This window comes from Nostoc foliaceum FACHB-393, assembly GCF_014698505.1.
In the GTDB taxonomy this organism is placed as follows: Bacteria; Cyanobacteriota; Cyanobacteriia; order Cyanobacteriales; family Nostocaceae; genus Nostoc; species Nostoc foliaceum_A.
This window is the reverse complement of record NZ_JACJTD010000001.1, coordinates 213,625-233,587: the sequence shown is the minus strand read 5'-3', so window position 1 is coordinate 233,587 and position 19,963 is coordinate 213,625. Positions and strand designations below refer to the sequence as shown.

Genomic DNA, 19,963 nt, shown 5'->3' with positions numbered 1-19,963 from the left:
TGCACCTCCAAGTATGGCGTTTAGTAGTCATAGAAATTTTGACTCAACTCAGATTCTACTATTATGGAAACTTCCTTTCTCTCACATCCAGCGCATAATCTTGCACAGCTTTGGTAATCGTCTCCCGCAAGTTTGTGTAAACCTTGGCGAATGGTGGATGCTTCTCGGCAAGTCCGATTACATCTGAGGTAACTAAAACCTGTCCATCGCAGTGAGTTCCTGCACCGATACCAATTGTCGGAATACTCAATTTTTGTGTAATCTGCATTGCTAAATCTGCGGGTATATGCTCTAAAACTAGAGAAAATACACCTGCTTGTTCCAGAGCGATCGCTTCTTGTAAAATCCTCTCACTCGCTTCTTGGGTTTTCCCTTGTTGTCGCAAACCGAGTTGATGTACTGATTGCGGTGTCAAACCTACATGACCCATTACCGGAATTCCAGCTTGTACCAAACGAGCAATAGTTTCTGCGATCGCTGGATAGCCACCTTCCAATTTTACCGCTTGAGCGCCCGTTTCCTTCAGTATTCGCCCAGCTGAATGCATTGCTTGCTGGAGACTTTCTTGATACGTCAAAAATGGTAAATCTACAACTAATAATGCACGTTTAACCCCACGGCGCACAGCTTTGGCATGATATATTATCTCATCCAAAGTTATTGGCAGTGTTGTTTCATACCCTAGAACCACTGCCATAGAGTCACCCACGAGGATTAAGTCTACACCAGCTGCATCGAGGAGTTGAGCGATCGCATAATCCCAGGCGGTCAACGCCACAATTGAACGTCCCTGTTGTTTCCATTGAAGTAATTGCTGGGTAGTGATTGCCATTTTTTGAGTGCTGAGTAGTGTTAGCGGTAGCGGGGCCTTTAGCCCGTGCTGAGTTAGAAGTTAAAAGTTAGGAGTGAAGAGTTTTGAATTTAAAAAATTTTTAACTCCTAACTCATAACTCTTAACTAATCATTTAACAGCGCGACTGAAAGCAATATGGGGTTTTGCACTGTCCGTTTTGGGCATTAACCAAGCTAGACCTTGACTAGTGCCAATCCATAATTTATTGCCAATGTCAGGTGCAAGGGCAAGAACCCGACTAGAAGGAAGTCCAGCAACTTCTGCATCTAACACAGCTCCTGTATTTGGATTTAATCGTAACAAACCATTGTTAGTCCCGACCCAGACACTACCATCTTTGGCAAAACGTACCGCTGTCACATCACGCCCACGCAAACGAGTCACAGAGCGCAACACTGCACCAGTTTTTGGGTTAATAACTAGCAAATTATTTGGCATTCCGGCCCAAATTAATCCTTCTGGACTAATAGCTAAAGCTTGGACAGTCGTCCCTGGTAAATTGGTTATTTGCTTCATAATCGCAGCACTAGCAGTATTTACCCGCACCAATCCATCAAGGGTGCCAACCCACAGTTGACCTTCAGCATCTAAAGTCAGGGTGTTGGCGCTGACACCAGGCAGATTTTTTAATGTTGTCATAATCAATCCTTCGTCGGGACTAATTAGGGCTAAACCGCTATCGGTTCCAGTCCACAAATACCCCCGTTTGTCAAGTAACAGTGACAACACTCGTTTAGAAGGCAAAAATAAATTCTGCGCGGTGATTTCACTAGTGCGGGGGTCTACTCGGAACAGTCCTTCATAACTTCCTACCCACAAACGTCCTACTTTGTCTTGAGCTAAAGCACCAATGGCAACATTCGGTAAACTAACACGGGAAATAATCTTGCCGGTTTTAGGATCAATCCGCGATAATCCCCGCCAAGAACCTACCCAAAGATTGCCTGTAACATCTCCCAGTAAGTTACCAACCCGATAATCAGTTTCTGGCGAATTTTCTTGCACTCCCCGCTCATTGGGTAAAGGTTCTACTCGCGGTGGCGGTGCAGAAGGTGGGTAAGCGGGGGTTAGATCAGATGAATTAATGTCAGGGGTTTTTTGCGCCCATCCCATATTTGGCAAAGCTATCAACCCCAGCAAGATGGAAGTAATCAATAAACTAGTACGCTTGCAAAACAATACCACGGTGAAATTTCCTTTGGAGACACTACCTATAGCCGTTACCTAAACTGGCTTTGGGTTAATTTCAGTGTTCCCCTAGCTGGGTTTTTTTAAACGTCATCTGGAATTTTTCTCAAATTAGTCATTGGTCATTAGTCAAGAGTTGGAAATTCTTCCCCTGCTTCCCCTGCTTCCCCCACTCCCCAAAAGCTTCTTTACAGTTATTGATGACACCTTGTAAAGCTTTTGTAACAAAATGTTTAAATCTTTGTGTAATAACAAAATTAAATATATAAGTTAAAAACTTTCAAAGAATAACTTATCGAATTATTGATATATTGTGGAATAAGTTACAAATTACGTGGTGTGCAATTTTTTATCTTTACGCTCACGACTCTGCTAAATCTCTGTCAAGTAAATTCTTTTCTGGTATCTTTTCCAACAACGGAGAAGATATAGGGAGTGTAGAGGCGGGAATGTGTGCCATCCAGCCCAATCCCCTGAATACCCCGATTTGTAGGGGAATTATCTAAATGCTAACCGCAAAAAGCGGAAGTTATTGGTGAAATTGAGAAGTTTAGTTGGGTGCGAAGAAGAGGTAAAAAAGAATTTTGATTCGTAGGAAGAGGAAACAGTAGAAGCGCTAGGTCGTGTACCCCTAGAAGGGGATAACACTGGTGAGGAGGGCTACCACCGCTACCAAAGTGTCCGCCGCAAAAGAACTGCTACCCTTTGCCAAAAACAACCCCTAACAAAAATTTTTCCTGATCTCCTCCCCGATGAAGGGGAGAAAAATCGGGTGAGGGGAAGTTGCACAAAACGTGATTTGATAATTAACAAGAGTGATTTCAGGGAAGGATAAAATATGTCTTACGCTCAAACGAAGACTCAGAGCAAGTCTGGGTATCAAGCCGGGGTTAAAGATTACAGACTAACTTATTACACACCCGATTACACACCAAAAGATACCGATCTTCTAGCTGCGTTCCGCATGACACCCCAGCCTGGTGTTCCTCCCGAAGAAGCAGGTGCGGCTGTAGCGGCTGAGTCTTCCACAGGTACTTGGACAACTGTGTGGACAGACTTGCTCACCGACCTTGATCGCTACAAAGGTCGTTGCTATGACATCGAACCAGTTCCCGGTGAAGACAACCAGTACATTTGCTACGTTGCCTATCCTTTGGACTTGTTTGAAGAAGGTTCTGTAACCAACGTATTGACCTCAATTGTAGGTAACGTATTTGGTTTCAAAGCTCTGCGGGCACTGCGTCTAGAAGACATTCGCTTTCCTGTAGCTTACATTAAGACCTTCCAAGGACCTCCTCACGGTATCCAAGTTGAGCGCGATAAGTTAAACAAATACGGTCGTCCTTTGCTGGGTTGTACCATTAAGCCCAAATTGGGTCTTTCCGCTAAGAACTACGGACGCGCTGTATACGAGTGCTTACGCGGTGGTTTGGACTTCACCAAAGACGATGAAAACATCAACTCCGCACCATTCCAAAGATGGCGCGATCGCTTCTTGTTCGTAGCTGAAGCTATCAACAAAGCTCAAGCAGAAACCGGTGAAATTAAAGGTCACTACCTAAACGTCACCGCTCCTACTTGCGAACAAATGCTGCAACGGGCTGAGTACGCTAAAGAACTCAAAATGCCCATCATCATGCATGACTACCTAACCGCAGGTTTCACCGCCAACACCACATTGGCTCGTTGGTGCCGTGATAACGGTATCTTGCTGCACATTCACCGTGCTATGCACGCTGTAATTGACCGTCAAAAGAACCACGGTATCCACTTCCGTGTATTGGCTAAAGCCCTACGTTTATCCGGTGGTGACCACATCCACACTGGTACCGTAGTTGGTAAGTTAGAAGGTGAGCGCGGCATCACAATGGGCTTCGTTGACCTATTGCGTGAAAACTACATTGAGCAAGACAAGTCTCGTGGTATTTACTTTACCCAAGACTGGGCTTCTCTACCTGGTGTAATGGCAGTTGCTTCTGGTGGTATCCACGTATGGCACATGCCCGCGCTGGTAGAAATCTTTGGTGATGACTCCGTACTACAATTCGGTGGTGGTACTCTGGGTCACCCTTGGGGTAACGCTCCTGGTGCAACCGCTAACCGCGTTGCCTTGGAAGCCGTTGTTCAAGCTCGTAACGAAGGCCGCAACTTGGCTCGTGAAGGTAACGATATCATCCGCGAAGCTGCCAAGTGGTCTCCTGAACTAGCTGTTGCTTGCGAACTGTGGAAAGAAATCAAGTTCGAGTTTGAAGCAATGGATACCGTCTGATCTGAGTTAACAGTTAAGAGTTAAGAGTTAGAAGTAGAGACGCGATGAATCGCGTCTGTACAAGAGTTAGGATTTGCATTAATTCATAACTCATAACTCATAACTCATAACTCTTCAGGGCTGGGGTCAAGCATGAATCTTAAGCAAATTGCGAAGGACACAGCCAAAACTCTCCAAAGCTATCTGACTTATCAGGCTCTAAGGACAGTATTGGCGCAGCTAGGCGAAACGAATCCTCCATTAGAACTTTGGCTGCATAACTTTTCGTCTGGCAAAATTCAAAATGGTGAGTCATACATTGAGCAACTGTTGCAAGAAAAACCAGATTTGGCTTTGCGAATCATGACTGTTAGGGAACACATTGCGGAAGAAATTACAGAATTTTTACCGGAAATGGTTCGCACTGGCATTCAGCAAGCCAATATGGAACAGCGTCGCCAGCATCTAGAACGCATCACACGAATAGACACATCTAACCCCAGTCTGCAACCAGAACAGCAAGCAACTTCAGATCCGAATTTGGATAACTTATCTAATTAGTTCGGTCAACCTAGTAGTCAAAATCGCAACCCATTATCAAAAGCTATGCAAACTTTACCAAAAGAGCGTCGTTACGAAACCCTTTCTTATCTGCCACCTCTGTCTGACGCTCAAATTGCCAAGCAGATCCAATACATTTTGAACCAAGGTTACATTCCAGCGATCGAGTTCAACGAAACTTCTGAGCCAACAGAATTATATTGGACAATGTGGAAGCTGCCTTTGTTCGGCGCTAAATCTACTCAAGAAGTATTGAGCGAAGTTCAAGGATGCCGTTCTCAATTTAACAGTAGCTATATTCGTGTTGTAGGTTTTGACAATATCAAGCAGTGCCAAGTTCTCAGCTTTTTGGTTCACAAACCCAACAGATACTAAAGCTAGCAAGCTTTAAATAGTTAGTTTATCCCTATAGGAGAGGTAGAATTATCTGCCTCTCCTATTTATTAGATTTTTTTTGAAACACAGAGGGGCGTGGAGTTATTCTCTATGTGCCTCTACGTTTTTTAAGAGAGTAATAATGCTACAAGAAGTACGAATTTGTTTTGTTGGTGACTCCTTCGTTAACGGCACTGGCGACTCAGAATGTCTTGGTTGGACAGGGAGAGTATGTGCTAATGCTAATAAAAAAGGTTATGACATTACTTACTATAATTTAGGGATTAGGCGTGATACGAGTACTGATATAGCAAAGCGTTGGTTACAAGAAGTATCGCTTCGTTTGCCCAAAGAATATGATGGCAGAGTTGTGTTTTCTTTTGGATTGAATGACACAACAGTAGAAAATGGTAAAACTCGCGTAGATTTGGTAGATTCTATCAGAAATGCCCGTGAAATTTTAATTAAAGCCAAATCGATGTATCCTATTTTGATGATTGGACTACCACCATATGCAGAACGAGAAGATCCAGGAAGAAAGCAGAGAATTACTAATTTATCTAAACAATATGCTTCAATTTGTAAAGAATTAAATGTACCTTATTTAGACGTTTTTCCGATATTAGAAAAATCAAACATCTGGATTAATCAAGCAAGAGCTAATGATGGTGTTCATCCAGGAGCAGGCGGTTATGCAGAATTTGCCCAAATCGTGGAAAATTGGGACGCTTGGTTAAATTGGTTTCCTCTGACTTAATCGAGTATTCAAAGTTAGGATAGTGGTAGCACCTGATTTTTATATCCAAAGGTGGTAACTATGCAGCAAATTACTCTAGCTGAAGCATCTAAAAATTTACCCGACTTGATTGAAGCAGCACTCAGTGGTGAGGAAATTATTATTATCAAAGATAATCAACCTTTGGTGAAGTTAACTCCTGTGCCGCCACTTAAACACCATCCTAAGTATGGTAGCGCCAAGGGACTTGTGACAATATCTGATGACTTTGATGAACCATTAGAAGATTTTAAGGAATATATGGAATGAGGCAGCTACTGGACACTCATATTTTTATTTGGTTTGTGATGGGTGATCCAAGAATCAGCGTTAGTATGCGATCGCAAATTGAAAATAATGAAAATCTACTGAGTATTGCTAGTGTTTGGGAAATGGCAATCAAGCACAGCATTGGTAAACTTAACTTTGATTTGGCTTTTGACGAGTTTATTGAACAGCAAATAATTAGGAATGGTATTGAACTACTGCCAATCACCATAAATCATATTAGTGTTGTTGCCACACTACCTTTACATCATCGCGATCCATTTGACCGAATTTTAATTGCACAAGCACTCGCAGAAAATATACCTATACTGAGTGCTGATAAAATTTTTGATCTATATCCAATAAGACGTTTATGGTAGGTAGTGTTGCTTTTCTACCAAAAGATAAATAAACAGTCATCACCAAAAAAACTTAACATTACTTTAAGCAGTGCTAGGCAAAATAATTTTATGGGTTACTACATCGCTCCCCGCTTTCTGGACAAACTGGCTGTCCACATCACTAAAAACTTTCTAAAGCTTCCTGGCGTGCGAGTTCCCGTGATTTTGGGTATTCACGGACGCAAAGGAGAAGGCAAAACATTTCAATGTCAATTGGTCTTCGAGAAAATGGGTATCGAAGTGACTCACATATCTGGCGGCGAATTAGAAAGTCCAGATGCAGGAGATCCAGCGCGGTTGATTCGGCTGCGCTATCGGGAAACAGCAGAACTGATCAAAGTACGCGGCAAAATGTGTGTACTGATGATTAATGATTTAGATGCAGGGGCTGGACGCTTTGATGAAGGCACTCAATATACTGTAAATACACAGTTGGTGAATGCCACACTGATGAATATTGCTGATAATCCCACAGATGTACAGTTGCCTGGAAGCTATGATTCCACTCCTTTACATCGTGTGCCAATTATTGTTACAGGTAATGATTTTTCCACTCTCTATGCACCGTTAATTCGGGATGGACGGATGGAGAAATTCTACTGGGAACCAAATCGAGACGACAAAGTGGGAATTGTCAAAGGGATTTTTGAACCTGATGGACTGTCACAAAAGGAAGTTGAACAGCTAGTTGATAAATTTGTCAACCAGTCAATTGACTTTTTTAGCGCTTTGCGATCGCGCATTTATGACGAACAAATCCGTAACTACATCCATCAAGTAGGTTTCGAGCAAGTATCCTTGAATATCGTTAATAGCGTTAAAGGGCCACCAGAATTTAAAAAGCCAGATTTCAGACTGTCTCACTTAATCGAGTCTGGTAACTTCCTCGTTGGTGAACAAAAACGAGTCGAAAATTCCCATTTGGTTGACGATTACAACCGACTCAATCGAGGTAGAAATTCTCAATCTGCACAACCTGCTGCTGTAACCCCAATTAATCAGCCGTCAAGCAATGGCGCAACTCAAGAAGTAAAAACTAATGGATTCCAGAAACAGGAAGTATCAAGTCCACATTTGACCCTAGAGACACAAGAACAGATTCGGCAATTATTATCTCAAGGTTACAAAATTAGCATTGAACACGTAGATGAGCGCCGTTTCCGCACAGGTTCTTGGCAAAGTTGTGTTCATAGCCATATTGATGCAGAGTCTGATGCAATATCAAACTTGGAAGCAACTTTGGCAGAATATAGCGGTGAGTATATCCGCTTGGTAGGGATTGATCCAAAAGCCAAGCGGCGGGTTTTGGAGACAATTATTCATCGTCCGCATGGGAAAAATTAGTTATTAGTCATTAGCCATTAGTCATTAGTCATTAGCAAAAGAAAGTGGGTCAAAAAACTAATGACTATGGACTAATTCAGACCGCGTTCTTTGCGATGTCCTGAGAGGTTGTTTGAAAAGTGTTTCGCTGTGACTTTAAGCACTTTTAGATCCCCCCTAACCTCCCTTAAAAAGGGGGGAACCAGAATCAAAGTCCCCCTTAAAAAGGGGGATTTAGGGGGATCTAAAACTATTTGATACCGATAAGAGGACTTTTCAAACATCCTCTGAGCTTACCGTTAGCGCAGCCTCTCGTAAAGAAGGGTGGGTGTAGTATCTCAAAGACTAATGACTAATGGACTCTCGCGTTGCGGTTTGATAGCTGAATACTTACCTTTTAACTACAGGTAAGGGCTGAAGCCGAGTTCACCTTTGTTAAATCGCTAGTGAATACTGCTGTGTATTGATAAGGTGATGAACCAGAGCAACTCATGGAATTTGTATTAGCGCGACGGGGAGTCCACCATGACTTTGCCTGCACAATTAAATTTGTGCCATTCCATGATAACTTGTTGACAACTAAAGAGTTAGTTTGTCCATTATCCGCCTTTTTAGCAGTTAAAAATGTGGCATAGTTAACCTGTCCATTAGCTGGATTAATCCGGGCTATAACCGCAACTCTTGGCCCGCCTCCGCTACCATAGCTAGACAACCAACGCCCAGTTGCAAAGCGGCGGAAATCATTACCAATCTGACTACCAGTGGATGAGTAAACGCCATATAAAACATCGCCCCCATTCCAATACAATCCATAACCTGTACCATCGTCATTTGTTGTTTCGTAATCACTACGACACCAAGATTTGATACCGTTATTGAAACGGATTGTCACAGGGTTTTTGTTATTAGATGAGACTTGCTGATAACCAATGTAAATGCTTGTAGTTCCACTACTTACTTTGGCCCCATTTTTAGCTTTGATTGTTGCTTCACTATCATTGCAACTGAATGTTACAGCATTACCAATAGATGAATTTACAGTTTGGGCAAAAGCTGGAGGAGCTTTTTGTGTGATTGCTAAATCAGCTACTAATACTACAGATAAAGAGAAAGCTGACAAATATTTCTGCCATTTGTGAGAAGAATTCATGGTATAAAACTGCCGAGAAATTGTAAGGGAAAAACACCGTATTACTATAAACTCTCATGAGAATTTAGACAAGCAAAATTGTTTAAATTCTCATCTTGTAGCATTCTCAACACCACGAAAAATGAGACTATACTACAAAATACATAGTATGATATGCATTAAATTGCATGATATTAGCTGTACATAAATATTCCTTATAAAAGAATATTTGTACATAGAATAAATTGCGATTGCAGTAGTCAACAATAAATGGTTTTAATGAACAAGTAGCGTTTGCTCATTCTCCATATCCTGTGCTAAAAGCTTTCTTAGCCTCTACTTTCTGCCTCTTTCCGTGCTGTTCTAGACAGTTTTAGAATTTTCAACTGTTACTTCTCCGACACTAGCTTTTAGGCGGCTTAATCTGCTTTTGCGGATACGTTCGCTATCACGAATACCACCTGCCATCTCATATTCGCTGCTGTTTTTGCCATACTTAAAAGCAACGCCCATCACCATCTTATCTGTAAGATTGTTCAAGGTTTTTTCCATTTCATCAATTTTGGTCTTGGAAGAGTCAATCATAGCTAAAGCAATGTTATAAGCATCTAGCATAGTGCGTAAGTCTTCAATTGATTTAGTCAGGTTTTGTAAATTGCAATTATCACCAAAATCCATATTTAAATCAATCGCTTTCAGTCCAGCGGATCTCAATTCCGCTTTTTCCATAACACGGGATGTACGTTTTGGACGTGACATAGATATATTTGTTAGCCAGGGTTATAGAGCTAGTTTGACTTAGTAAAGCTGTTTTCTGGTTCAGTAAAATTCGTGAATAATTTTATTTCTTAAAAAACTAATACAAAAATCTGGGTAATTTCTCTTAATTCAGATATTGCACCTGGTTTTTTGGACGATTGCTTTAACGTTAGTGATGAATGTCGTGATGTTGGTGATGAATGTCGTGATGTTGGTGATGAATGTCGTGATGTTGGTGATGAATGTCGCGATGTTGGTGATGAATGTCGTGATGTTGGTGATGAATGTCGTGATGTTGGTGATGAATGTCGCGATGTTGGTGATGAATGTCGTGATGTTGGTGATGAATGTCGTGATGTTGGTGATGAATATTGCGATATTCATCATAATGGCTTCTGATGGAAGTGCGTAGATGCGTAGCGCAAAGCCAAAGATGATCCGCTTCCGGGCTTGTCCTTAGCAGTCCATGTGCGAGGTACACTTTCAGTACACCCGTAGGGGCACGGCACTGCCGTGCCCCTACAAAAAATTGTGGTTCAAATAGATGAAGAAGGCTGTAAGCAGAGAATTAGAGCAAGCTTTAATTGTTTACATTTTTGCAGCAAATAGATGTTGCTTCACCACATCTAAGCGTGAACAATTCCAATAATCGACATGGGAGACAATCAAACCATCAGAGTTAATACCTAATTCACTCCAACCAGGAATAGAAATTCGTGGCTTCCAGGGGAGAGGAGTATTCCAACTGAGTGTCCACTCAGTTTTTATTGTGTCTCCTAAACGTTGAATATTATGTAAGTCCATCTTGGGATCTAAAAACCAAGTTTGGATAAAATTAATCATTTCTTTGTAACGTTTAACGCCACGAAATTTATTCAGCGGGTCTTGAAAATAAACGTCTGGGGCGTAAATACTGTAAGTTTGATTTACTGGGAATCTTTGATAGTCTTCTTTGAGGATTTCAATGATATCCATGATTATATAGATATATTTGTAAACTACTTTAATTATGTCAATCTGGCGCGGATATAAATCCCGATTAAAATTGTATGTAATCAACCCTCATTCCATAAACGTTCTAACTGATGTCGCCAAGCAGCTAAAACTTCTTCTCGCGCCTCTGTAGTTTGATTTATTTCACCCATTAATCCTTCTGCGTAAAAGCGTTCTAAGCTTTGCATAGTAGCTTGCAGAGATTGCCCTTGCTGTTTTGCTGCCTGAATAATTTGCCGAATGCGACTTTCAATTAGTCGATTAAAAACATTATTTAATCTAGCATCATAGAGAGATACAAGTCGGTTAATTGCATTGGACAAATCCGCACCCACTAAAGTGTCACTGTTGTGTTGAAAAACTCCCCAAATTACCCCTTCATACAAAGCGTAACGTACTTCCTGAGTGTCATCAAAGTTAGCTTCTAGGAACTGTTCTAAAAATGCTTGCCCTTCTTCTACGGGCACAATAGGTAGTAAAACTCGCAGCCAAGTCTTATCTTCGGAAAGCAGCACCAATAGCCGAAAAGTAGAGGTGTCTACTTGCCACGATCCAGGAGCGATTGCACCAACAGCCGATGTGCCAAACAATTCTGTTAGAGTAGCTGCAATTTCTTCAGGTGTCATAACCTTTTGTTTAGATATAGCCTCTAGATTAGCGCAGAGGTGCATCAGCTTATTCACTAGAACGTTGAGTTGGTTGCAACTTTCAGTCTGAAGACGTAGTGGGGGCGTACAGTTAAGTGTACGCCCCCACAAATGAATGTATTCCACTGAATGGCAATATTGAAATATATGATTTAAATGATCGAATTTCTCAAAAACACGATGCCGATCGCACAGAAAGCGAAGCCAGCAATACTAATTTTAGAGGGTAAAATTCGGTTTATTTCTCCCATACCAATTGCACCACCAATCTCTCTAGCACTCATGACAACCGCAAACAGAGTTAAAGTTATGCCTAGTATATAGGCAATTAGTGGCATCATTCCTGCCCCAATAATAGATTCAGCATCAGCGTAACCCTGAAATAAACCAGCACTGACACCCACTAGAGCAAGTACTATAAAGTTTGGTTGATTTGGCATCATCAGCATAGTACCAAAAACGATGGTAGAAATTGCGATGGCTATTTCTGTGCCTGGTAAATTTAGCTGCAATAAATGAATTACAATCCCCAAGATTGCTGCTAAGACAAAAGATCCAGCGATCGCAGCGCCACGAACAAACACAGATGAGAGTAAACCAATAGCAATAATCCCAATTAAACAATCCAAGCCAATTACTGGATCTGCCAGTCCCCAGAGTAAACCTTCCCAGCAGTTAGAGATGGTATGACGATCTGGTGTTCCACTCAATGAACTCAGTAAGCTAATTAAAATTAGAACTGCGATCGCTCCAATATGGCGATGCATTAAATTTAAGGTCGGAAGTTCTCCCCAAGCCTGGGATTGTGATAATTGAGTTTTGAACATTACTATCTGCCAAATTAGTTTTTTCGGTAATTTATACTACCCATCTATCCCAAAAAACTAACGTGGTTAAAGATTGATATTTGGTGAGTTTTATGCAGTTTGGCCGTTTGTGGCGATCGCTATTGTACCGTCAAGACTATTGCCGTTGATTTCGATTAGACCAAATTGGCAGTTTATTGACTTTTTCGAGTGTTAATTCTACATAAGTTGTTTGGCTTTGCCCGATTGTTGTTGTACCAAAATAACCTTGAGATCCACTATGAGCATGAGGGCCTGTTTTCATAACTGTATAACGACCTTGAAGACGAGCTTGATTGAAAGGTGAACCTACTGTAATTGGCCAGCGTGAAGCAAATACAATCTGGCTAATATCTTCAATCCAGTCTCGACTACCTACAAGTTGGTACACATGGTCAACTTTATCAAAGCCTGTTTCGCCATCAAAATCACCACCTATTGAAACAACAATTAATTGAGCATTTAGCCACTGTTCGAGATCAGAAACCGCACCAAGAGCGACTTGCACTCCGCCACTGGTTCCAACTAAAATCACTTTCAGCCCTTGTTTAGGACGTTTGGATAAAGGGTATACGGCATTCATGCGATCAATGATCGCATTCGCAATTCCCAAGTTATAAATCTGTCCATAACGGTCATCGGCAGAAATAGCAAACCGCCAGAGATTACGGATTTTAATTAAAACATCTGTATTAGAGAACAAACCATCTGCTTTTTCAGCTGCACTCCACAGAGGTGCTAATAACCGTTGCCCTCCTAAACTTTCGTTAGCAGCGGAGTAAGGAAAAACATCCCGCACTGTTACACAATTACGATGAATTTGCTCTAATTTATTTAAAAAAATTTCTTCACCTGGAGTTAATTGGTTGGCGGAAAAATCTCCTACTCCTGGTAAAAAAACTATATAGCAATCAATATTTTTCGATTTCTCAACTTCCAGCGAACGGTTATCTCTGGGTAACTTTTTCGTTGGATCTTTTTTAATCCCCAAGCTTTCAGAACTTTGACTCAACCACCATACCAATGTTCCCACAGGGGCAAAAGTTCCCCAGGCAAGAAGTATTATCCCTGCTAATACCAACAGTCTTAATGTTCCACTTTGCAACCATAGCAGTATTTGTCCGCCAATTCTACGCATTTGAGATTATTGTTTTATATAGTTAAACTTTAAGTTTTGATTTTTAATTGCTTATTTTATAAAATTTATCAAATTATGTTTTTTGTAATTTGTCAACCCTCATTAGTTAGAAAAAATGAGTAGTAATAATAAAAAATCAAGGCAAGGTTTGTGTCATACACTTCGGTATGCTCTAGCTTTGAATGGCGACTTCTATGAAAATGCTCGCAATACACAGCGAAACCAGAGATTAGCTCTAAGTATTGTCATTCTGGCTGCTATTTCTCATGCCATAGGTAGTGGCATAATTTTATTAATAAATCGAGCTACGGTTTTTGTACTTTTGACGGGTCTTTTGATTGATGCGATCGCTATTGTTGCAGGATACTATTTTTGGACATTCACAATTTTTAAGATTGGGCAATGGCTCAAACCCATCGATCCTACTTACGGTGACTTACTTATTCCGATAGGCTTTGCTTATGCACCGCAAATACTGAATTTTTTAACTCTCATTCCCTTACTAGGACGACCAATTGAGCTTATATTGGCGTTGTGGAGTTTATTGGCGGTAATTGTCGCAGTACGCCAAGGGTTAGATATTACTACTCGACGAGCAACATTTATTTGTTTAGTAGGCTGGCCCTTAATTCAAATTGCGATCGGTTTTGTACAAGTTTTGGAGCAACAATTGGTAAGATGGACAAGCTGAGAGGTATCCTACATCCTTTTGGCTTCGCCATTAACTCTTAGAAAGTAATTTCCTGAGCGAAGAAAGTTGTATCTGGAAGACCTAAATTTAGATGACTAATTTCTGACAATGTACTCAACCAAATTTTGAATTATTTGGGCATCTGTTTCACTTAAACTTTCCAATTCAAGTCTGTTGCCCTCTTGTGGCGTACTAAATTGGCTACTGTATATACGACGACTCAACCCTACCGGGCTTCCTTCGTAAAAAATTGTATAAAATACAGAGGCTGCTACGTAAGAACCAATAGGACTAGGGTGGCTTTGATCCGAACTATAAAGGTTCAATTTCGGATTCGCTTCCTGAACTTTTTGCCAAGCTATTCCAACAGGTGCAACTTTGGCTTTTAGTTCTTTAGCAATTGTCATGTATGAATCGGTCAATATCTGTTGCGTTTCTGGTTGATTTTGCTTTGCCCAAGTCAAATAGAATACTGTTTGGGAATTCACTCGCTTAATTTCGGCATCAAACAGACTGGCGTACTTGTACATTTCCTTGGGATTGGTAATGGGTAAAGTACTTTGCTCTTGGAGTACTACGTAATCCCATCGTTTCGTTTTTAATAGCCTGAGTGCTTTACCACTTCTCCAGTGGCTTTTGAGGGTAGCTCCACCAACCACAACCATTTCAGTTTCGAGCGTTCTAGTTTCTTTTGCCGACTCAGCCAACTGTTGTGTCAACCAAGGAAGATCATTGACATAGATATAGCTGTTGCCAATAAATAAAACTCTGATTGCCTGCTGTTGAGTTACTTGAAAAGAATTTGCCTCAACCGGCTTTTCTATGAGCCGAAACAAAACAATCATCAAAAAGAGAAATAAACATACATATACTATATTTGTGTTTATCATCATCCCTGAAACTTTTGCACCATAACTTATTGTTGGACAGACTTTTTCAGAAAATAGTTCTGATTTTTATAAATTTGTATACGTTAAATAAAGCAAAAGCTTTACCTAAGCTAAAGCTTGTCTTAACTGAACTCTATTAAAAAGAAGACTAATCTAGAAAATACCTTCATTGGTAGAGAGTATGAAATTTCTTAAATTGCTACTACTTAGTATTGCTCTCGTCTTCTTAGCATCGATTAGTCCACTGCAAGCTAGCCCTATAGCCCAATTACCAACTCCTTTACCTTCAGTTACAGAACGTGAAACAACATCTCTAAAAAATTCACAGGATGTATTGACTGTTGCAACTTTTAATGTAGAGAATTTAGATCCTAAGGATCGACGTTTTGAGAATATTGCCAAAATTATTCTCAATAATTTGAACGCACCAGATGTCATCAGTTTAATTGAAGTTCAGGATAACAACGGGCCAATCAATGATGACGTTGTAAATGCAAATCAGACTTACCAAAAACTGATTGCGGCGCTCGAAAATATTGGTAGTCCAGCATACGACTTTGTTGATATTGCGCCCAGCGACGATCAAGATGGTGGAGAACCTGGAGGCAATATCCGTGTCGGTTTCTTATTTCGGCCCAGCCGGATAACTCTAGCAAAACTGCCCAGAAGAGGTGGTTCATTAGATGCTGTGGCTATTACTCAAGGTTCAAATGGTCTTGACCTTTCGCTCAACCCGGGTCGCATTGACCCCACAAATAATGCTTTCGATCAAAGTCGTAAACCACTTGCAGCAGAATTTATATTTAACGATCAAAAACTGTTTATTATTGCAAACCACTTTGTTTCTAAGCTTGGAGGTTCTCCCAGCGATGCTCAACGAATCAAGCAAGCCCAAATCGTTAATGAATTCGTAGCGCAACTACTAGAAGTTGACCCGCAAGCCAAAGTAATTGTACTGGGTGACTTAAACGATTTACCAGATTCTTTACCTTTGAAGACCTTGAAGAGTAACATTCTTGAAAATCTGACGGTTCGTTTACCTCTTAGCGATCAGTTCACTTACAAATTCCGTGGGAATCCTCAACTTATTGACCATTTATTGGTCAGTGAAAATCTTTCTCGTGTTGCTCAACCGGAAATTGACATTGTGCATGTCAACGTTGGCTTTAGTAGACCTGTCAGCGATCATGATCCTGTGATTGCAGCGTTTACATTACCTGCTAACCAGTCCACCTCTGACACCATCCCTCCCGTTAGCCAACCCACTCCCGTAAGTGATTCGGCAATTATATTGCCTGAATTATCCAAATTTGCTTTAGTTGATGAACTAGCTAAGGAGTATACGCCTAACAAAGTCTTGAATTATGATCGGGCAAGAGACCAAATGTTTGCCATTATTGATAACCGAGCAGGCATTGTGACAGACATCTATGCTAGTTACCCGATTCGTTTAACTGGCAGTGGCGATCCTAGTCAAGAAGCTGACAAATTAGGGCTGAATACCGAACATGTTTGGCCACAGAGTAAAGGTGCTGACAAGGGTAATTCCCGAAGCGATCTTCACCATCTATTTCCTGCACGGGAAAATATTAATAGTGAGCGAGGCAATAAACCCTTTGACGATATAGCCGACACAGTTACTAACAAATGGTATCGAAATGATACTGTTCAATCGACAATTCCTACTAGTGCAATTGACGAGTTTAGCGAATCAGCATCTGCTAAATTTGAGCCGAGAGAAAAAGTAAAAGGGGATATAGCCAGGGCAATGTTCTACTTTTACACTATCTATCGGAATCAGGCTGAGAGAGTAGACCGAAATTACTTTCAGAATCAGCGCCAGATTTTGTGTAAATGGAATCAGCAAGACCCCCCAGATATTACTGAAATAGAACGCAGTCATGCGATCGCTAAATTTCAAGGTAATGACAATCCATTTGTATTAGATGCCACATTAGCAGAACGGGCATACTGTAATTCCTAAAGAGAAGGGGCGCATAGCTAGTTGTGCGCCCCTTCATACAATGAAATATGCTTATAGCGCAATACGGTTCAGTTAAGGCTAAAACTCTTTGTCAAAGTCAATTTTTTTAACGAACCGCCAAGGACGCAAAGGACGCAAAGAGAAGAAAGAAATGCTTAACTGAACTGTATTGCTATATAGGTCAAAACCTAATGCAGCAATTCTTCAACCTGATGCTGGCTCCACAAAGTTCTGTATAAACCCTCTTGTTGCACCAGTTGTAAGTGATTGCCTGTCTGAACAATTCTTCCTTTTTCCATCACAAAAATCCGGTCAGCAGCAGCTGCCGCCGATAATTGATGGGTAATAAAAATTACTGTTTTGCGCTCTGTACCACCAGAGAGATTTTTGAGGATTTGCGTGGCTGTTTGATTATCCACACTAGAGAGGGCATCATCCAAAATTAATACTGGAGCATTGACCAGCATAGCCCTAGCCAAGGCAGTACGTTGTCGTTGACCGCCAGAAAGAGTAATCCCGCGTTCACCAACAAGAGTGTCGTATTGCTGGGGAAAATTGTTAATTTCTGATTCAATTTGGGCAAGTTTAGCGACAGATTCTATCTGCTCTTGTTCGCTAACTGGATCGCCATAGCGGATATTATTTTTGATTGTAGTACTAAATAGAAAGCTATCTTGAGGAACGTAGGCGATCGCACCTCGTAAATCTGCCAAAGCGATTTTAGTAATATCTAGCCCATCTAAAAACAATTGTTCTGACTCAATATCTAACAAGCGCGGCAAAGCATTCGCCAAAGTAGATTTCCCCGAACCAATTGCTCCAACAATGGCCACGGTTTCTCCAGGAGCAATGGTAAAGTTAACATTTTCTAGAGCGGGAGTAGTGGCACCAGGGTAAGTATAGGTGAGATTTTTAGCTGTCACTTCCCCTTTAAGTTCAGCCATTGGTAAATGTATGGCATCGGCTGCGTCTTGAATTTTCGGTGTGACAGAGAGAATAGATTCAAGCCTATCGATACTAACTTCACCCCGTTGGTAGGCAGTAATTGTGAATCCTAAAAGAGCTGTGGGAAAAACTAGACGCTCTACATAAATTAACAGTGCTAAAAAGTCGCCAACTTGAAGGGTTCCAGAAGACATCCGCGCCGCGCCTAGCCAGATGATCACCAGTGAACTGACATTAGCTAGCCCACCAATTAGCGGAAACAGGGTATTTCGGATTTTTGCCAGTTCCAGGTTAGCAGTCAATAGCTGCTGATTTTTCTTGGCAAAAGCTCGACGCTCGTTTGCTTCTTGGGCATAGATTTTAATCAAGGCAATGCCACTGATATCCTCCTGGATGAGTTCGCTGATGTCAGAGAGTTGCTCTTGAACTGCTGCTTGTTGTTTGCGTAAGCGATCGCTAAACAGACTCACTAACAAGAGCATAAAAGGGTACACTGCCAGGGAAGCTAGTGTGAGATCCACACTAATCGCCAGCATTACTGGCAGTGTCAGGGCGTAGGCAAACACCGTATTTGCCAAACTCAAGACCGCAAAACCCAATAAACGCTTGATATTGTCCACATCACTGGTAGCCCGATTAATCAAATCACCAGCAGTATTACTGGCAAAATAAGCCGGCTCCAGCTTGAGTAAGTGTTCAAAAATCCGTTGTTTCAGGTCAAATTCTACCTGTCGCCCCACCCCAAATAGCCAAATACGGGATGCCATCCGCATTAGCCACATCGCCGAACTGAGCAAGACAATTATTACTACGTAATGTAGTATTTGGTTCCAACTAAAGGTTGTCGAAAGTTTATCAACACCAGCACGAATCAACCAAGGAATATAAACGCCCAGTGCATTGACAGACAATAAAGCGAGAATCCCTAAGGAGGCCTCTCGCCAATGGGGTCGTAGGTAAGCACTGAGTTTAGCGATTCGTCGAGATTTTGCCATTAAAGCAATTTTGCAACTTTATCATCTTAGATTAACTGCTAGTCCAACGGGATAGTTATTGCCGTTCGTTACTAGTAGCCCACCACCCCAACTTTAATGGGTGAATAAGTTCTTAGTCCTTGGCTTGAGCGCTCAAGCACTTACTACGAACCCAGTAAAGTTGCCTTGCCAGAGTACTAGTACAACACGGCGCAAATCCAGTTACCATCTCAGTTAACCAGACAAGTTTTTCTTTTTTAACTTTATTACCGCTGAACACGCAAGAACCTGTAAATTTCAACGAGATAACTTTCCCAAGTTCTTGTTGTCAATTGCAATGTTTCCGAATTCGGTACAAAGTCTTCAAGTCGTAAACCGCGTGTGCGAATATCTTGAGGATTTCCTTGTAATAGGTAGGGAGGCACTCTCAAATTATAAGAAAGAATACTATCCCCAGTCACATCTGAGATATTCGCTGTGGTAGTTGGTTGCCCTAATGCCACCAGTGTCCCAGATGTGGATGTAGCCCTTGCTACATAAGTTTCACCTGTCATTGCTAGAGGTGCCCGATAAAGGAAATAGGCGACTGCTGGTGTACTTGCCAACAGTAAAATCGTCAGTGCCCAACCTACCAAGTATCCTCCTGGTTTCTCTATCCCACCTCCTTTGATTTTCTGAGCTGCAAGAATCATCAGTAAAACAGAGGCTCCTAGGGGCTTGAGTGGAAAAGATAACATCCTCCACAACGACGCCACAGCAGGTTCATTGGGGTTCAGAAATGATAGGGCTACGATTACTAAGATAACCACTAAGATTAATCGCCCTACAAAAGTTCCAGAGGGATAAAATCGCTGGAACAGAGAATATACGATAGTACCAATCAGCAGCCACAGCAGTACTCGGCTTAACAATAGAAACATAGATTAGCTCTCAAATTTTCTGGTGCGGTGAGCCAGTGTGGTGATAAGACAGTCCAC

General features: G+C 41.4%; 21 protein-coding genes. 10 read left to right on the top strand and 11 right to left on the bottom strand.

Translation table 11 applies throughout. The features are described 5' to 3' along the window. Window positions 1–61: 61 nt before the first annotated feature. Together panB and H6G92_RS00995 are read right to left on the bottom strand one after the other, a co-directional pair. Window positions 62–832 (bottom strand): 3-methyl-2-oxobutanoate hydroxymethyltransferase, encoded by a 771-nt coding sequence (panB, locus tag H6G92_RS01000; protein ID WP_190889840.1) that lies wholly within the window; start codon window positions 830–832, stop codon window positions 62–64. A 129-nt stretch (window positions 833–961) separates the two neighbouring features. Further along, complete coding sequence (locus tag H6G92_RS00995) at window positions 962–2,038, bottom strand: ligand-binding sensor domain-containing protein (protein ID WP_190889839.1); 1,077 nt, start codon at window positions 2,036–2,038, stop codon at window positions 962–964. An 841-nt stretch (window positions 2,039–2,879) separates the two neighbouring features. Between H6G92_RS00995 and H6G92_RS00990 the strand changes: the two genes are divergently transcribed. From H6G92_RS00990 to H6G92_RS00960, 7 genes are all read left to right on the top strand, one after another. Next, window positions 2,880–4,310, top strand: a complete 1,431-nt coding sequence (locus H6G92_RS00990) for a form I ribulose bisphosphate carboxylase large subunit (RefSeq protein ID WP_163930558.1) — start codon at window positions 2,880–2,882, stop codon at window positions 4,308–4,310. Between the two features lie 132 nt (window positions 4,311–4,442). Then, window positions 4,443–4,850, top strand: a complete 408-nt coding sequence (rcbX, locus tag H6G92_RS00985) for a RuBisCO chaperone RbcX (protein ID WP_190889838.1) — start codon at window positions 4,443–4,445, stop codon at window positions 4,848–4,850. A gap of 45 nt (window positions 4,851–4,895) precedes the next feature. After that, window positions 4,896–5,225 carry a ribulose bisphosphate carboxylase small subunit gene (locus H6G92_RS00980; RefSeq protein ID WP_190889837.1) on the top strand — a complete coding sequence of 110 codons (330 nt, stop codon included), beginning with the start codon at window positions 4,896–4,898 and terminating at the stop codon, window positions 5,223–5,225. 142 nt (window positions 5,226–5,367) lie between these two features. After that, window positions 5,368–5,982: a GDSL-type esterase/lipase family protein gene (locus tag H6G92_RS00975; RefSeq protein WP_190889836.1), complete on the top strand. Its 615-nt coding sequence runs from the start codon at window positions 5,368–5,370 to the stop codon at window positions 5,980–5,982. A gap of 60 nt (window positions 5,983–6,042) precedes the next feature. Next, window positions 6,043–6,270 (top strand): type II toxin-antitoxin system Phd/YefM family antitoxin, encoded by a 228-nt coding sequence (locus tag H6G92_RS00970; RefSeq protein ID WP_190889835.1) that lies wholly within the window; start codon window positions 6,043–6,045, stop codon window positions 6,268–6,270. Beyond that, window positions 6,267–6,647, top strand: coding sequence for a type II toxin-antitoxin system VapC family toxin (locus tag H6G92_RS00965; RefSeq protein ID WP_190889834.1), 381 nt, complete (start codon window positions 6,267–6,269; stop codon window positions 6,645–6,647). The genes H6G92_RS00970 and H6G92_RS00965 overlap by 4 nt, the downstream gene beginning before the upstream one ends. A 90-nt stretch (window positions 6,648–6,737) precedes the next feature. Then, entirely contained in the window at window positions 6,738–8,012 is a 1,275-nt protein-coding gene (locus tag H6G92_RS00960; protein ID WP_190889832.1) for a ribulose bisphosphate carboxylase small subunit, read from the top strand. A gap of 376 nt (window positions 8,013–8,388) precedes the next feature. Here H6G92_RS00960 and H6G92_RS00955 read toward each other — a convergent pair whose 3' ends face one another. After that, window positions 8,389–9,141, bottom strand: a complete 753-nt coding sequence (locus H6G92_RS00955; protein ID WP_190889830.1) for a hypothetical protein — start codon at window positions 9,139–9,141, stop codon at window positions 8,389–8,391. Window positions 9,142–9,483: 342 nt separating this feature from the next. After that, window positions 9,484–9,879 (bottom strand): hypothetical protein, encoded by a 396-nt coding sequence (locus H6G92_RS00950; protein WP_190889828.1) that lies wholly within the window; start codon window positions 9,877–9,879, stop codon window positions 9,484–9,486. A 150-nt stretch (window positions 9,880–10,029) separates the two neighbouring features. Here H6G92_RS00950 and H6G92_RS00945 point away from each other — a divergent pair, with 150 nt between their 5' ends. Beyond that, the gene (locus tag H6G92_RS00945) at window positions 10,030–10,278 is read left to right on the top strand and encodes a hypothetical protein (RefSeq protein WP_190889826.1); all 249 of its coding nucleotides are present in this window, start codon (window positions 10,030–10,032) and stop codon (window positions 10,276–10,278) included. Window positions 10,279–10,467: 189 nt separating this feature from the next. Here H6G92_RS00945 and H6G92_RS00940 read toward each other — a convergent pair whose 3' ends face one another. The 4 genes from H6G92_RS00940 to H6G92_RS00925 all read right to left on the bottom strand — a co-directional run bounded on the left by H6G92_RS00940 (window position 10,468) and on the right by H6G92_RS00925 (window position 13,502). Continuing rightward, the gene (locus H6G92_RS00940; RefSeq protein ID WP_190889823.1) at window positions 10,468–10,854 is read right to left on the bottom strand and encodes a DUF2358 domain-containing protein; all 387 of its coding nucleotides are present in this window, start codon (window positions 10,852–10,854) and stop codon (window positions 10,468–10,470) included. 80 nt (window positions 10,855–10,934) lie between these two features. Next, complete coding sequence (locus H6G92_RS00935) at window positions 10,935–11,498, bottom strand: hypothetical protein (protein WP_190889821.1); 564 nt, start codon at window positions 11,496–11,498, stop codon at window positions 10,935–10,937. A gap of 173 nt (window positions 11,499–11,671) precedes the next feature. Further along, complete coding sequence (locus H6G92_RS00930; RefSeq protein WP_190889819.1) at window positions 11,672–12,346, bottom strand: HupE/UreJ family protein; 675 nt, start codon at window positions 12,344–12,346, stop codon at window positions 11,672–11,674. 136 nt (window positions 12,347–12,482) lie between these two features. Next, window positions 12,483–13,502 (bottom strand): hypothetical protein, encoded by a 1,020-nt coding sequence (locus tag H6G92_RS00925; RefSeq protein ID WP_190889817.1) that lies wholly within the window; start codon window positions 13,500–13,502, stop codon window positions 12,483–12,485. 115 nt (window positions 13,503–13,617) lie between these two features. Here H6G92_RS00925 and H6G92_RS00920 point away from each other — a divergent pair, with 115 nt between their 5' ends. Further along, complete coding sequence (locus tag H6G92_RS00920) at window positions 13,618–14,193, top strand: Yip1 family protein (RefSeq protein WP_190889815.1); 576 nt, start codon at window positions 13,618–13,620, stop codon at window positions 14,191–14,193. Window positions 14,194–14,288: 95 nt separating this feature from the next. Here the strand turns inward: H6G92_RS00920 and H6G92_RS00915 are convergent, their stop codons facing one another. Further along, a complete protein-coding gene (locus H6G92_RS00915; RefSeq protein ID WP_190889813.1) occupies window positions 14,289–15,038 on the bottom strand; it encodes an SGNH/GDSL hydrolase family protein in 750 nt (249 codons plus the stop codon). 226 nt (window positions 15,039–15,264) lie between these two features. Between H6G92_RS00915 and H6G92_RS00910 the strand changes: the two genes are divergently transcribed. Then, complete coding sequence (locus tag H6G92_RS00910) at window positions 15,265–17,067, top strand: endonuclease (RefSeq protein ID WP_190889811.1); 1,803 nt, start codon at window positions 15,265–15,267, stop codon at window positions 17,065–17,067. Between the two features lie 188 nt (window positions 17,068–17,255). Here the strand turns inward: H6G92_RS00910 and H6G92_RS00905 are convergent, their stop codons facing one another. Beyond that, entirely contained in the window at window positions 17,256–19,007 is a 1,752-nt protein-coding gene (locus H6G92_RS00905) for an ABC transporter ATP-binding protein (RefSeq protein ID WP_190889809.1), read from the bottom strand. Between the two features lie 245 nt (window positions 19,008–19,252). Further along, window positions 19,253–19,906 carry a hypothetical protein gene (locus tag H6G92_RS00900; RefSeq protein ID WP_190889807.1) on the bottom strand — a complete coding sequence of 218 codons (654 nt, stop codon included), beginning with the start codon at window positions 19,904–19,906 and terminating at the stop codon, window positions 19,253–19,255. Window positions 19,907–19,963 lie beyond the last annotated feature (57 nt).